Source organism: Henriciella algicola (genome assembly GCF_003576245.1).
Taxonomy (GTDB): domain Bacteria; phylum Pseudomonadota; class Alphaproteobacteria; order Caulobacterales; family Hyphomonadaceae; genus Henriciella; species Henriciella algicola.
Map to the genome: position 1 here is coordinate 173,034 of NZ_QWGA01000003.1, position 12,637 is coordinate 185,670.

Annotated in this window: 11 protein-coding genes; 5 read left to right on the forward strand and 6 right to left on the reverse strand. The window is 62.2% G+C overall.

From position 1 onward, the window contains the following. Positions 1–25 precede the first annotated feature (25 nt). The 5 genes from glyS to D1222_RS01350 form a co-directional block, all read right to left on the reverse strand. Positions 26–2,383 (reverse strand): glycine--tRNA ligase subunit beta, encoded by a 2,358-nt coding sequence (gene glyS, locus D1222_RS01330; RefSeq protein WP_119452441.1) that lies wholly within the window; start codon positions 2,381–2,383, stop codon positions 26–28. Between the two features lie 63 nt (positions 2,384–2,446). Beyond that, on the reverse strand, positions 2,447–2,992 hold the full coding sequence (locus tag D1222_RS01335; protein ID WP_147371792.1) for a hypothetical protein: 546 nt from the start codon (positions 2,990–2,992) through the stop codon (positions 2,447–2,449). 49 nt (positions 2,993–3,041) lie between these two features. After that, positions 3,042–3,944 carry a glycine--tRNA ligase subunit alpha gene (locus tag D1222_RS01340; RefSeq protein ID WP_119452443.1) on the reverse strand — a complete coding sequence of 301 codons (903 nt, stop codon included), beginning with the start codon at positions 3,942–3,944 and terminating at the stop codon, positions 3,042–3,044. Positions 3,945–4,152: 208 nt separating this feature from the next. Beyond that, a complete protein-coding gene (locus D1222_RS01345; protein ID WP_147371793.1) occupies positions 4,153–4,911 on the reverse strand; it encodes a tRNA1(Val) (adenine(37)-N6)-methyltransferase in 759 nt (252 codons plus the stop codon). Then, positions 4,889–5,098 (reverse strand): putative signal transducing protein, encoded by a 210-nt coding sequence (locus D1222_RS01350; protein WP_119452445.1) that lies wholly within the window; start codon positions 5,096–5,098, stop codon positions 4,889–4,891. Before D1222_RS01350 ends, D1222_RS01345 begins: the two co-directional genes overlap by 23 nt. A gap of 166 nt (positions 5,099–5,264) precedes the next feature. Here D1222_RS01350 and D1222_RS01355 point away from each other — a divergent pair, with 166 nt between their 5' ends. The 5 genes from D1222_RS01355 to D1222_RS01375 all read left to right on the forward strand — a co-directional run bounded on the left by D1222_RS01355 (position 5,265) and on the right by D1222_RS01375 (position 12,116). Continuing rightward, positions 5,265–6,212 carry a polyprenyl synthetase family protein gene (locus tag D1222_RS01355; RefSeq protein WP_407646732.1) on the forward strand — a complete coding sequence of 316 codons (948 nt, stop codon included), beginning with the start codon at positions 5,265–5,267 and terminating at the stop codon, positions 6,210–6,212. A 142-nt stretch (positions 6,213–6,354) separates the two neighbouring features. Then, complete coding sequence (locus D1222_RS01360) at positions 6,355–8,316, forward strand: tetratricopeptide repeat protein (protein WP_119452447.1); 1,962 nt, start codon at positions 6,355–6,357, stop codon at positions 8,314–8,316. A gap of 171 nt (positions 8,317–8,487) precedes the next feature. Then, positions 8,488–10,188, forward strand: a complete 1,701-nt coding sequence (locus tag D1222_RS01365; protein ID WP_182481832.1) for a tetratricopeptide repeat protein — start codon at positions 8,488–8,490, stop codon at positions 10,186–10,188. Next, on the forward strand, positions 10,188–11,048 hold the full coding sequence (locus tag D1222_RS01370) for a 4-(cytidine 5'-diphospho)-2-C-methyl-D-erythritol kinase (protein WP_119452449.1): 861 nt from the start codon (positions 10,188–10,190) through the stop codon (positions 11,046–11,048). The genes D1222_RS01365 and D1222_RS01370 overlap by 1 nt, the downstream gene beginning before the upstream one ends. A gap of 9 nt (positions 11,049–11,057) precedes the next feature. Beyond that, positions 11,058–12,116, forward strand: coding sequence for a glycosyltransferase family 4 protein (locus tag D1222_RS01375; RefSeq protein ID WP_119452450.1), 1,059 nt, complete (start codon positions 11,058–11,060; stop codon positions 12,114–12,116). On the opposite strand, the gene D1222_RS01380 is transcribed toward D1222_RS01375, so the two are convergent. Beyond that, on the reverse strand, positions 12,012–12,617 hold the full coding sequence (locus D1222_RS01380) for a hypothetical protein (protein ID WP_147371794.1): 606 nt from the start codon (positions 12,615–12,617) through the stop codon (positions 12,012–12,014). The two genes, D1222_RS01375 and D1222_RS01380, sit on opposite strands and share 105 nt — an antisense overlap. Positions 12,618–12,637 lie beyond the last annotated feature (20 nt).

The following is a 12,637-nucleotide window of genomic DNA, read 5'->3' on the forward strand; positions in this document are numbered from 1 at the left end:
CCTTGCGACCTTCTGCCTCTCCGGATCAGCCCGCAATCTTCGAGAAATCGGCCACACAGAACAGCGCAGCGCGAATCGATGTGAGCAGGCGAAGACGGTTCGCGCGAAGCTTTTCGTCGTCGGCATTCACCGTCACGCCGTCAAAGAACGCGTCGACCGGCCCGCGAAGTTCCGCAAGCGCTGCCATCGCTGCCTCAAAGTCTTCCGCCTCCAACGCGGCATCGGCGCGCGAGACGGCCGTCTCGATGGCGGTGTGAAGCGCGCGCTCCTCTTCCTGCTCGAACAGGGAGGCATCAACATCACCCTCTACGGCGGCGCCATCCTTCTTCTCTTCGGCTTTCAGAATGTTCGCCGCGCGCTTGTAGCCCGCAAGCAGGTTCGCACCGTCCTCGGTCTCAAGGAACGCCGCCAGCGCCTCGACGCGCTTCACGATTAGGACGAGGTCATCCTCGCCCAGCGCGAAGACGGCATCGATAAGGTCATGGCGCGCGCCCTGGTCGCGGAGGTATTGTTTGAGACGGTCAGCGAAGAAGGCGAGGAGGTCTTTCGAATGCGACCAAGCTTGGAGCTTCGCATCCGAACCAAAGATAATCTCATCGACGATGGACATCGAATTGTCAGTGACCATCTCGATCAGCCCACTCAGGTCAGAATCCGCCTCAGCTTTCGATGCTGCATCGAACTGCTTATTGTACTTCTGCTGTTCAATAGCGAAGAGCTCTAGCTCGTACTGAGCGACAATCATTGGCGCCAGTCGAAGCCGAACGCCATTTTCCAGCACAATCCGCACCACACCCAGCGCCGCGCGGCGGAGCGCGAACGGATCCTTCGACCCTGTCGGCTTTTCATCAATCGCCCAGAAACCGACCAGCGTATCGAGCTTGTCGGCGAGCGCGACAGCAATCGCGACCGGCTCAGTCGGTACGGCATCAGAAGGCCCTTGCGGCTTGTAGTGGTCGCCGATGGCGTCGGCGATCTTGCGGACATTATCTTCGGCGAGACCGCTCAGCAGCCCCCCTCCGCCCTGCCGGGCACCTCCCCCGTCCACGGGGGAGGATGGCACTCCATCAGCGTCGGCGCTTCTTCCCCCGCCTGCGGGGGAAGTGGCCCGCGAATGCGGGTCGATGGGGGCCAAGCCCTGTTCCAGAGCGTAGTAGCGCCCCATCACACCCTGCAGCTCAGGGAACTCCCCCACCATGCCAGAGACGAGGTCAGCCTTCGCAAGGCGCGCCGCGCGTTCAGCCATGTCCGGGTCAGCGCCAACCTTCGGCGCAAGCTCACGCGCCAGCGCGGCCACCCGCTCCACCTTGTCTGCAATCGTGCCCAGCTCCTTCTTGAAGTCGATGGTCGCGAGCTTCTCGGCCATCTTTTCCAGCGGGGTCGCCTTGTCCTGCTCCCAGAAGAAGCGCGCATCATCTAGACGTGCTGACAGGACACGGGAGTTGCCTGCCGCAATCGCCTTGCCGCCATCGCTGGCTTCGATATTGGCGACCACGACAAAGTTCGGTGCAAGCTCGCCCGTTTTCGGGTCGCGCACAGCGAAATACTTCTGGTGCGTGCGCATCGACAGCTGCACAACTTCCGGCGGCAGCGACAGGAAGGCCGGGTCCATTTCACCCAGAATGACGACCGGCCATTCGGCAAGGCCCGTCACCTCTTCCAGAAGACCCTTGTCCTCAACCAGCTCCAGCCCCGCCTGCGCGCAGACCATCTGCGCCTGTTCCTCGATCAGGAGGCGGCGGTCCTCACGGGCGATGGCGACGAAGCCCTTCTCCTGCAGCGTCTCTTTGTATTCAGCATAGGAAGAGACCTTGAACGGCCCCCGCCCGTGGACGCGGTGGCCTTCGGTCTCATTGCCCGATTTCAGGCCGTCGATCTCAAACTCGACCGTCTTGCCATTGAAGACGCAAAGGATGCGTTGCAGCGGGCGCACCCAGCGCAGCTCCCCGCGGCCCCAGCGCATGGATTTCGGCCAGTGAAAGCCGCGCACGATCTCTGGCACGAGCCCTGCAATGATGTCTTCCAGCGGACGACCCGGGATTTCGCGCACGGCGACATAGAAATCGCCTTTCTTGGGGTCGCTCCGCACCTCGGCCTGATCGATCGAGGAGAGCCCTGCTCCGCGCAGGAATCCCTCGATCGCCTTTTCCGGCGCATCGGTCTTCGGGCCCTTCTTCTCTTCGCTGACATCGGCCGACTTCTCCGGCAGGCCCGAAATCGCCACCATCAGACGGCGCGGACCGGACCGGGCAACCACATCGCCAAACTCGACGCCCGCCTCGCCCAGCCCCTTGGTCAGCGCATCGCGCAGGTCAGCCTCGGCCTTCGCCTGCATGCGCGCCGGGATTTCTTCGGAAAAGAGTTCAAGAAGGAGTTCAGCCATAAGCGGGTCGGTCCGGAAATTCAGGGGGCCAGAAAAATCAGTGGGCAGGGATGGCGCAGCTTCCTAGACGCCGCAACTGCCTTTGATGCGCATTCGTTCGGTTGTCGTCGGCTCTATGATCGCCATCGTGCCGGTGTAATCGGTGTTCTCAGGGCCGCTTTCAGCCTCTTTCAGCTTCATCTCAACAAGGATGCGCCGGTCTTCAGAGCGAAAGCGCCAGGTTTGCAGCCCCTCATCATCTGTCGTGCGGTCGGCGCGCTGGAAGGCCAGCTCCTCATCATTGATCTTGATGCGCGCTGACGGGGTCTCGCCAGCTGGCTCACTCAGGAAAACAAAGCGCCAGGTTGCCGGGTCATCATAGACGAATGTGTGGGCAGCCTGCGTGAAGGTGCAATAGGCGTCAGTGTCCGGCGCGTGCATCGTGCGGATTTCAAGCGCCTGCGGGTCCCGGTCTGCGACCTGCTGGACTTGCGGGGACGGCTCCTCGACTGATTTCTTGAATTCATTCGTCGCTTCGGGCTGCGCACGGTCTCCGCCGCAGGCAGCGACCAGCATGATGATGCCCCCAAGGAGGATGGCGTTCTTCGTGTTTGAACCAGACCTGGTCATGGCTTTCTCCTGAAGGTCCGGCGCCCGTGCGCCGCTCACCTGCCGCGCCCTAGACGGCCGCGCGTTCTGCTTCCTGCTCAGCCCATTTCTCGGCGGCGCCGCGGGCAAGATCGCGCACGCGGGCGATGAAGGCCTGACGCTCTGTTGGCGAAATCGCGCCGCGCGCATCGATCAGATTGAAGACGTGGCTGGCTTTCAGCGCATAATCATAGGCTGGCAGCGGCTTGCCCGCTTCGCGAAGCGCCGTTGACTGTTTCTCACAGCCCGAGAACCAGGTCTGCAGCATCTCCACATCGGCCAGTTCAAAGTTGAAGGCCGACTGCTCGATCTCGTTCTGCAGGAAGACATCGCCATAGGAGAGCGGAGTCTGCGAGGCCGGATCGTTGAATGGCAGATTGTAGACATTGTCGACGCCGAACACATACATGGCGAGGCGTTCGAGGCCGTAGGTCAGCTCGCCCGAAACCGGGAAGACATCAAGCCCGCCGACCTGCTGGAAATAGGTGTACTGGCTGACTTCCATCCCGTCGCACCAGACTTCCCAGCCAAGCCCCCAGGCGCCAACGGTCGGGTTCTCCCAGTCATCCTCGACAAAGCGGATGTCGTGGACGGTCGGGTCGATGCCGATCTCGTAGAGCGAGTTGAGGTACAGGTCCTGAAGGTCAGCCGGGTTCGGCTTCAGGATCACCTGATACTGATAGTAATGGCCGAGCCGGTTCGGGTTCTCACCATAGCGCGCATCGGCCGGGCGGCGCGATGGCTGCACATAGGCAGCGCGCCAGTCCTTCGGCCCCAGCGCACGCAGCACGGTCGCCGGGTGCAGCGTACCTGCGCCAACTTCCATGTCGTAAGGCTGCAGGATCGCGCAGCCTTGCGCGGCCCAATAGGCTTGCAGGCGCAGGATCAGGTCCTGAAAGGAAGCGGGTTTCTCGCGGGCAACGGGTGCAGTCATGCTAGGGCTCAGCCGGTTGAGTTGGCGTCGTGGTTCTGGTCACTCCGCCTAGCGCCACCTGCCCGAATTCGCAACTGCGGCACGGCCGTCCGGGCCAGCGACAAGCAGCAGAAGTTCTGCTGACGGAAAGAATGCCCGCATGGTGAGCGAAGCCGAACCACGCGGGCACCGCATGGTGAGCGAAGCCGAACCACGCGGGCACCGCATGCTAACTCCAGTCCAGCCCGGCCTCGGACCGCGCAATACGTTCCAGAAGTTCGGTCCGCTCACCGCCCTTGCCGGTATAGATGTTGATCCCTGGCAGCAGCCGCATCGGCCCGGACCGCAGCCCCTTGCGGGCCCGCACGATCACGCGCTTGGCATCCTCACCCGGGAAGGATCGGACAGGCAGGACCTCGATCTGGCCGGTGCGCCGCTCGATCAGGGACAGGATGCGCGCAAGCTCTGAGGCGCGGTGGATCATCACGAAGCGGCCCTTCGGCTTCAACACGTGCAGCATCCGCCCGATCCAGTCTTTCAGCGGCACCGTCTCCAGATAGGCGTCGGCCTTGCCCTCGCCGGGAGAGGTGATCGACCCGCCGCGAAAGAAAGGCGGGTTGGAGAAACAGAGGTCAAAGCGGTTCTCGATGGCGTCGGACAGCTCGCCCACATCCTGAAGCTCGATCGACATGCGCTCGCCAAAACCGTTCGCTTCAACGCCGAGACGGGCAAGCCCCGCAAGACGCACATCACGCTCATAGCCGGTGAAGCGCATTTTCTTGAGGCGGTAAGCTGCCGGCAGGAGCGCCCCGCCTGCCCCGCAGCCAAACTCGGCCGCATCGCCGGTCATTTCAGGATCGAGCGCAGCCGACAGGAGAACACTGTCCGTTCCGGCGCGAAATCCGCGCCGTGGCTGGTAGACTTTCACCAGCCCGCCAAGGAAGGCGTCTTCAGTGACCTCGCCTTCAACCATCCTGGTCCAGTTCACTTAGAGCGCGCCGGGCGTCGTCTGCATCATCTTCGTGCACCACCACGCGCACTGGCACCAGAGGGCCGCGCCCATCGATATAGGCGGTGTGCTCATCGAGCACGAAAACCTCGATTCCGGCCTCGGAAAGCAGATGTCTGATATAGCTCAGCTTGACGGGGTCATTGGTGCGGAACACTTCTTCCATGCCATGTCCCTTCACTGCTGCGGTCCTGTACCGCATCGCTGGACCGCGGACGTATTCGTATGCATATGACCTAGTCAATTGAGCTTAGCAGGAAATCTTTGTGACCACACCAGCGACAGCGCGCGAAACTTCCAGCCGGTCATCCGTCGTCGAACGTCTGAGCGGCATGCTCGAAAAGGACCTCGCCGCGGTTGAGACCCTGCTCAACGCCAAGGCTGCAAGCCCCGTCGATATTATCCCTGCCATGTCCGAGCATATCGTCTCGGCTGGCGGCAAACGCCTGCGCCCGATGATCACGCTCGCCGCCGCGCAGGCTGTCGGCACGGCCAATCCATCGACCCATTCGCTGGCCGCTGCGGTTGAGTTCATCCACACCGCCACTTTGCTGCACGATGACGTAATCGATGAGAGCGACCTTCGCCGCGGCAAACCCGCCGCAAAGTCAATCTGGGGAAATTCTGCCTCAATCCTCGTTGGCGACTTCCTGTTCGCGCGCGCATTCACGCTCATGGTGGAAACCGGCTCGTTGGAAATCCTCGATATCCTCTCCAACGCCTCTTCGGTGATCGCAGAGGGCGAAGTTCGCCAGCTCGCCGCGCAAGGCAAGCCCGACCTTCCGACCGAAGACTACCTCGCCATCATCGAAGCCAAGACCGCTGCCCTCTTCGAAGCGGCTGCCCGCGCTGGCGCAATTTCTGGCGGCGGTTCAGATCACGCAGCCGCACTCGCCAGCTATGGCAAGAATCTCGGTCTCGCCTTCCAGATCGTCGATGACGTCCTCGACTATGGCGGCACGACTTCGGTGATCGGCAAGGTCGTCGGCGACGATTTTCGCGAAGGCAAGATCACCCTGCCCGTCATTATCGCTCGCCGCCGAGGCCGCGCCGAAGACCAGGCTTTCTGGGCCCGCGCGCTCGACCTCGACCAGCAGGAAGAAGGCGACCTCGCCCGCGCGATCCATCTTATCCGCACGACCGGTGCTGCCGAGGCGACGATTGCCGAAGCTGAGGCCTATGTCGGTCTCGCAAAGTCCGCGCTATCGACGCTGCCGGATACGCCATGGCGTACCCTTCTTGGTGAGCTTGCCGACTTCTGTATCCGGCGCGTCAGCTGATATCCGCGCGCGGCTCAAATCTGCATTCTGCGACACCGGCAGAAACACCGTCCATACACCGCCACTGCACCGTCAAAACACCGGTGGTCAGTCGGCAAACCCGTTCTAGCTTGAAGGCCGATAATCCCGAAAGGATTGCCGCATGAAGTTCCATCAGACCTCAGCCGTCGCCCTCTCCGCACTCGCGCTCGCCGCCTGCGCGACCGTGGAAACCACGCCGGAACAGACCTTTGAGATCTCTGAGGCTGACCAGGCCGCAGTGAACGCGAAAAAGTATGAAATTCTGGGCATTAGCCCCGAAACGGCGAATGATTTCGAGCTTTCTGACGCCGCCCTCGCCACCGCTGTGCGCGGCCCCGGCGGCGCCCCTGTTGGCCCGCTCGCCTATGCCTCCCCCGGCGATGCTGTGAAAGCTGGCGACATGGCCGCCTTCGTCGCCGCCATGAAGCTCAGCATTGAGCGTAACGATTCCAACGTCCCCTTCGCCTCTGCCATCAGCTCCATCGATGCCGCTGCTGCCGAAGATTATGAACGCGCCCGGGACCTCGCGGATGTAGCGGCGGAAAGTGCAGAGCTCGCGCTGCTCGGCGGCTTCCTGAAAGCCTGGTACCTTGCGCTTGAAGGCGACTTTGACGCGGCCGTCGATGCTGAACTTGAGGTCGGATCGCGGCTGCCGGGTCTGACCGGTGACCTCTCTCTCGCCGCCATGCTGGAAGCAGCAGGCCGCGAGGAAGAAGCCCTTGCCGTCTATTCCGCCATCACCCCGTCAGAGATCGAAGCGCCCGAACACCAGTTCGATCCGCAGTCGATCATCTTCAGCCATGTGCGCCTCGTCATCTCGCGCCAGGCCCTGCTCCTGCGCCGTCTTGGCCGCGTGGAAGAAGCGGTGGAACTTTACCAGCGCCTCGCCGAAGCAGAACCTGAACGCGCCGCCACTTATGCTGCCGCCATCGAGCAGATAGAAACCGGCCGCGGCCTCGACGATGAAGCGCTGGATGTGGACACCGCCTTCGCCCGCACCATGGCGGACTATTCGCTGGCCCTCGCCTATCAGCGGATGATCCGGTCAGCCTTTGCAGGCCAGCAGGCGTCAGGTTTCGACGATACCAAGGCTGCCTTTGACCAGCTTGCCCTTCTCATCGACCCGGACAATGAAGACCTGCGCCTCGCAGTGATTGCCGACCTTTACGACGAGACGCTGTTTGAATCCGCCCTTCATGTCGCGGAAGTCGCGCCGGAAGAGACGGCCTCGCTGCAGCTTGCCAAAGCGCAATCCTATGTCCGGATGGAGCAGGCAGATGAGGCCCGCACCGCCCTTGATCGCGCGCTTGAACTTGCCGACGAAGACGAAAAGCTGAGCACGACCTCCAGCGCCATGCTGATCTACGCCCTCCTTGGCGAACAGGAAAGCGCGAGTGAGCTGGCTGAGACGACGCCGGACCTTGCCGAAACGGATGCTGAAAAGGCCAGCGCCCATTCCACCAGCGCGACGATCTATTCCCAGTTCGGCAATTTCGAACGCGCCCTCTTCCATGCCGAAGCCGCGCGCGAACTGGACGATACGCATGAGCGGCGCATGGCACTTGCCAATGCGATGGCGGATGCAGGCCAGGTGGACGAGGCGCTACAGCTTATTCGCGCCGAAGCGCTGCGCCGGCCCAATGACCCTTACATGCTGAATACGCTCGGTTATTTCCTGATCGAGAACACCGACCAGTATTCTGAAGCCTACCGCGTCCTCGCCCGCGCCAATGCGCTCGCGCCGAATGACCCCTATATTGCTGACAGCTATGGCTGGGCACGCTATCGGCTTGGCGACCTGGAAGGCGCGGCCCGCTATATTGAGCTCGCCCGTCGCCTGCTTGAGCCAAATACCCATTGGGAAATCGAGGATCACCTTGGCGATATCTACTGGCATCTTGGCCGCGAAGATGAAGCCCGCGCTGCGTGGGAACGCGCCCTAACGGACTACCCCCGCGAGGAGACTCGCCAGAACCTCGCCCGGAAGCTGGAAAATGGCCTTGAGGGCCCGCCACCAGAGAAGCAGCCCCTGCCTGACATTTCGCTCGGCGACGACCAGGAAGTGAACCGCCAGGACATCTGATCACTTGTCCACATTGCATGACGGTAATGTGACCCGGTTTTCCTAGGAAAGTCCGGTCAGGCCGGGTATGGTAAAGTTCCAGGCCGGATATTGCGTAGGATCATGATCAAAAAGCGCCATCTTTCAGCTGTGTTGACCGCCGCTTCGGTGTTTCTCGCCGGGTGTTCGTCCATGCCTGATTATGGGCTTGCCCTGTCCGAACGCTTCCAGAGCTCTGAAACGGCAGCGACCGAAAAGGTGGCAGAGCCAGAAGCCGTCGCGTCGACGAATGAGTTCAGCGACTTCCTGATCGCCCGCTATGCATCCCTGACGAACGATCCGCAGCAGGCCGCGCAACGCTATGCCGGTGTCGCACTGTCTGATACAGGCGATACCTCCATCACTGAGCGCGCGGTCTTTTCGGCATTGCTTGCCAATGATTTTGACCTCGCGCTGTCGGTGTCGAAAAGCGCTGATGAAACCGTGCTCGGCCAATCGAGTCTGCCGCGCCTGACACTGGCAGCGCATGCCATCTCCTCTGGCGACTATGACTCTGTGCCTGCCCTGACGACCCGAGAGCGGTCCGGCCCTTTTTACGCGCTCGTGCTCGGTTCGCTTGAGGCATGGGCCCTGTTCGGCAAAGGCGACGTTGGACCGGCTGAGCTCACGCTACTCGATGCAGCAGGCGAAGACCCGTATCTGCGCGACATCATGCTGAATTCGCTGGCGCTGATGGAAATCGCAGCCAGTCAGGATGTACAGGCGCTGGAGACGCTCGGCGTTCTTGAGGAGAACCTCGCGCTCACCGCAGCCGCTGCCGAAAGCTATGCCCGCCTGCTGGCCAGCCGCGGGGAAGAAGCACACGCGATCAACGTATTGTCAGTCTATCTCGAACAGGTCGGCTACAGCCCTGCCATCGAAGACACGCTGAACCGGATTGCTGCCGGTGAAGACCTTCCGGTAAAGCGCCTTAGCGCAGCAGAAGGCGCAGCGCTCTCCATCTATGTGCCTGCTGCCGCACTCGCCGCGCAGTCCACTGACGACCTGCCCGGTGTCTACTATTCCATCGCGCTCGAACTTGATCCCCAGCTGCATGCCGCCCGCGCCCTCTTTGCCGATGCGCTGGACCGGTCAGGCCGCAGCGGCGACGCCATCGACATGTTGCGCGCCATTCCGGATGCCTCGCCCTATCATGTGACGGCCATTGGCCAGCTTGCCTGGGCCCTGCACCGCGCCGGCAACGATGAGGAAGCGCTGAGCCTTGCCATCGAAACGCTGTCGGAAGATCCGGAACGCGACCTCAAGATCCAGATTGCTGACCTCCTCACCTCGCTCGAGGCTGACGAGGAAGCGCTCACCGCCTTCACCGAAGTCATCTCTGGCGACGAAGCACTGGGCGTTGGTGACTGGCGGCTTTACTATGCACGCGGCACGCTCAATGAGCGCCTCGGCAACTGGCCTGACGCTGAAACCGACTTCCTGACGGCCAAGGCGCTGAACCCGTCCTCGCCGGAAGTTCTCAACCATCTTGGCTATAGCTGGGTGGATCGCGGCCTCCACCTTGAGCGCGGTATGGACCTTATCCGTCAGGCGCTTTCGCTGCGCCCGAATAGCGGCGCCATCACGGACAGCCTTGGCTGGGGCTATTACAAGCTCGGCGACTTTGATCAGGCGGTCTATTATCTGGAGCTCGCCGCTGAGATTGAGCCTGACCTTGCCGAGATCATCGATCATCTGGGCGATGCCTACTGGATGACGGGCCGGCGGACCGAAGCGCGCTTCCAGTGGGAAAAGGCGCTCACGCTCCTTAATGATGACGAGCAGGAAATCCGGAAGATTGAGCGCAAGATGCTCACCGGTCCTGAAACGCAGGCGGCCAGCCGGGATAACTGATGCTGGCTCCGGCCAAGATAAACCTCCTGCTCCATGTCGGAGCCGTAAAGGAAAATGGCCGGCATCCGCTGGATAGCCTCGTCATGTTCGCGGGCCCCGAAGCCTCTGACAGGGTCGAAGCGCGGCGCGCGACCAGCCTCAGCCTGCAGATTGACGGCTCCTTCGCTTCGCCCGACCTTGCGACCAGCGAAAACCTCGTCCTGAAAGCGCTGTCGGCCTGCGCGGTCCGCGGCCTGCGCGTGCCGCCGCTTGCCATTACCCTTTACAAGAACATCCCTGTTGCGGGCGGTCTTGGGGGCGGCTCTGCCGATGCAGGGGCGATGCTGCGACAGCTGGTGAAGCTCGGTACGATCACCGACCAGATTGCCTGGACGCTCGCTGCCAGTCTCGGCGGGGATGTGCCCGCCGCCTATGTATCGCAGGCCTGCAGGATGCAGGGCGAAGGCGAAGTCATCAAACCGGTCAGCGGCCTTCCGGACCTGCCGACGCTTCTCGTGAATCCGAACATCGCCTGTCCGACGGGTCCGGTTTTCAGGGCTTTTGACGAGGCGAGCGGCAATCCGGGGCTCTCGCCGCTGGACCTGCCGGCCTTTGAACACCCGCCTGAAATGATTGCCTGGCTGCGCAATAATAGCCGCAATGACCTCGAAGCCCCGGCCATCGGCCTGATCCCTGAAATTGAAGGTGTACTGGACGCGATCAGGGGACTGCCGGGATGCGCGCTCAGCCGTATGTCCGGCTCTGGCGCGAGCTGTTTTGGCCTGTTTGAGACCCGCGCAGACCTTGTCGCCGCCGCCGATACGCTGAAATCGCAATATCCGCACTGGTGGGTGGCTCCCACGCTTCTCAAAGGCGGCTAGGATCGGCGAATGCCTGAGCTGATTCTCTATCCGGTCATCTGCCTTCTGGCGGGCCTTGTCTCTTATCTGGTGTGCCAGTTCAGCCGGAAATGGCGCGTGCTCGACATGCCGGACGGCCAGCGGAAGTTTCAGGCCGCGCCGGTGCCGCGCCTTGGCGGCGCTGGTATTCTGGCGGGCTTCTTCTCTGTCATCCTGCTCGCGGGCGTGCTCCACGCAGTGAACCCGCTCTGGCTCGGCAATGACTTCCTGCCCGGGAATGTTCGCGCCGTAGCGGTTGCGCTGGCGGCGAGCCTCGGCTTTGCCGCGATCGGTGCTGCTGATGATATCAGCGACCTCAATGCCGTCCTTAAACTCGTCCTGCTGCTCGCCATCTGTATTGGCGCACCGCTTTTCGGCGTTGTGGTCCCGCAGCTTGATAGCCCGTTCGGAAATCTCACAGCGCCGGCACTGATGATTGCAGGCTCTGCCCTCTGGCTGCTCGTCTTTACTAATGCCGCCAATTTCATGGATGGCAGCAATGGCCTCGCCATCGGCGTCCTCGCCTTCATGTTTTCCGGGCTTGGCGCGTCGCTCCTGCTCAGCGAAGCTGGCTGCTTCCCGTCCGGCCTGATCGCAATCATCACGGCCTGCGCAGGCTTTCTCATCATCAATATGCGCGGCCAGCTCTATGCGGGCGATATCGGCGCGTTCGGCGTCAGTGCGCTCTTTGCGACGCTCGCCATCATCTCAGGCTTGTCTGTCTGGACGATTGCGACGCTCGCCCTGCCTATCCTGATCGATACGCTGATGACGCTGGTCCTTCGCGCCAAGCGCGGCGAGAGCCTGTTCACCGCGCACCGCGACCATGCCTATCAGGCGCTCATCAAGTCTGGCTGGAGCGCATGGGAAGTTGCCATTCTCTGGTGGGGGCTTGCCGCTGCCTGCGCAACCGGGGCGACGATTGGGGCAGCGGGCGGCGGCGCGCTACCCTTTGTTGTCTTCGTCTGTCTCGGCCTGCTTCTCGGCTTCGGCTGGGTCAGGGTTCAGAGATCTTGCGGCCAGATGGGCACGCGCCTGGTCCGAATTTAGAACGAGAATGCCTGCCCCCGGCCGCCACATGAAGGCAAGCAGCAAACCGAAAAGCGCAAAACCGCCGCCGGCTGCCAGTGCAAAAAGCTCCATGCCGCGCCGTGCTTCCTGAGAGAAGACCATGCCGACGATGCCCGCCGCGATCATGGCGAGGCCAAGAAGGAAGAGTGTCCAGCGGGCGCCGCCGCCTACCCCGACCTTCATGGTGAGGTCGGGCTTCTTTTCAGCGACCTCTGCGACAATGGCCCGGCAAAGCGCCAGGAACTGCTCATTATTCTGGTCGCCCCGGGGCGCATTGCAGCCGATACGGTGGCGGGTTTCGCCCGTCTCGATATCCAGCCACGCGCTATGCGTTTGCCGGACCGTCATCTCACCAAAGTGAAGACCCGTGACATCGGCGAAGCTCAGATAGAGCTCCCCATTACAGGTCAGCATGCCGCTATCGACGGTCCAGTTGTCCCGCCCTCTCAGGAGGGCGGGTTTGAATTCGAAGCTTTGCACAGCGCGCTCCTGTTCAGGAT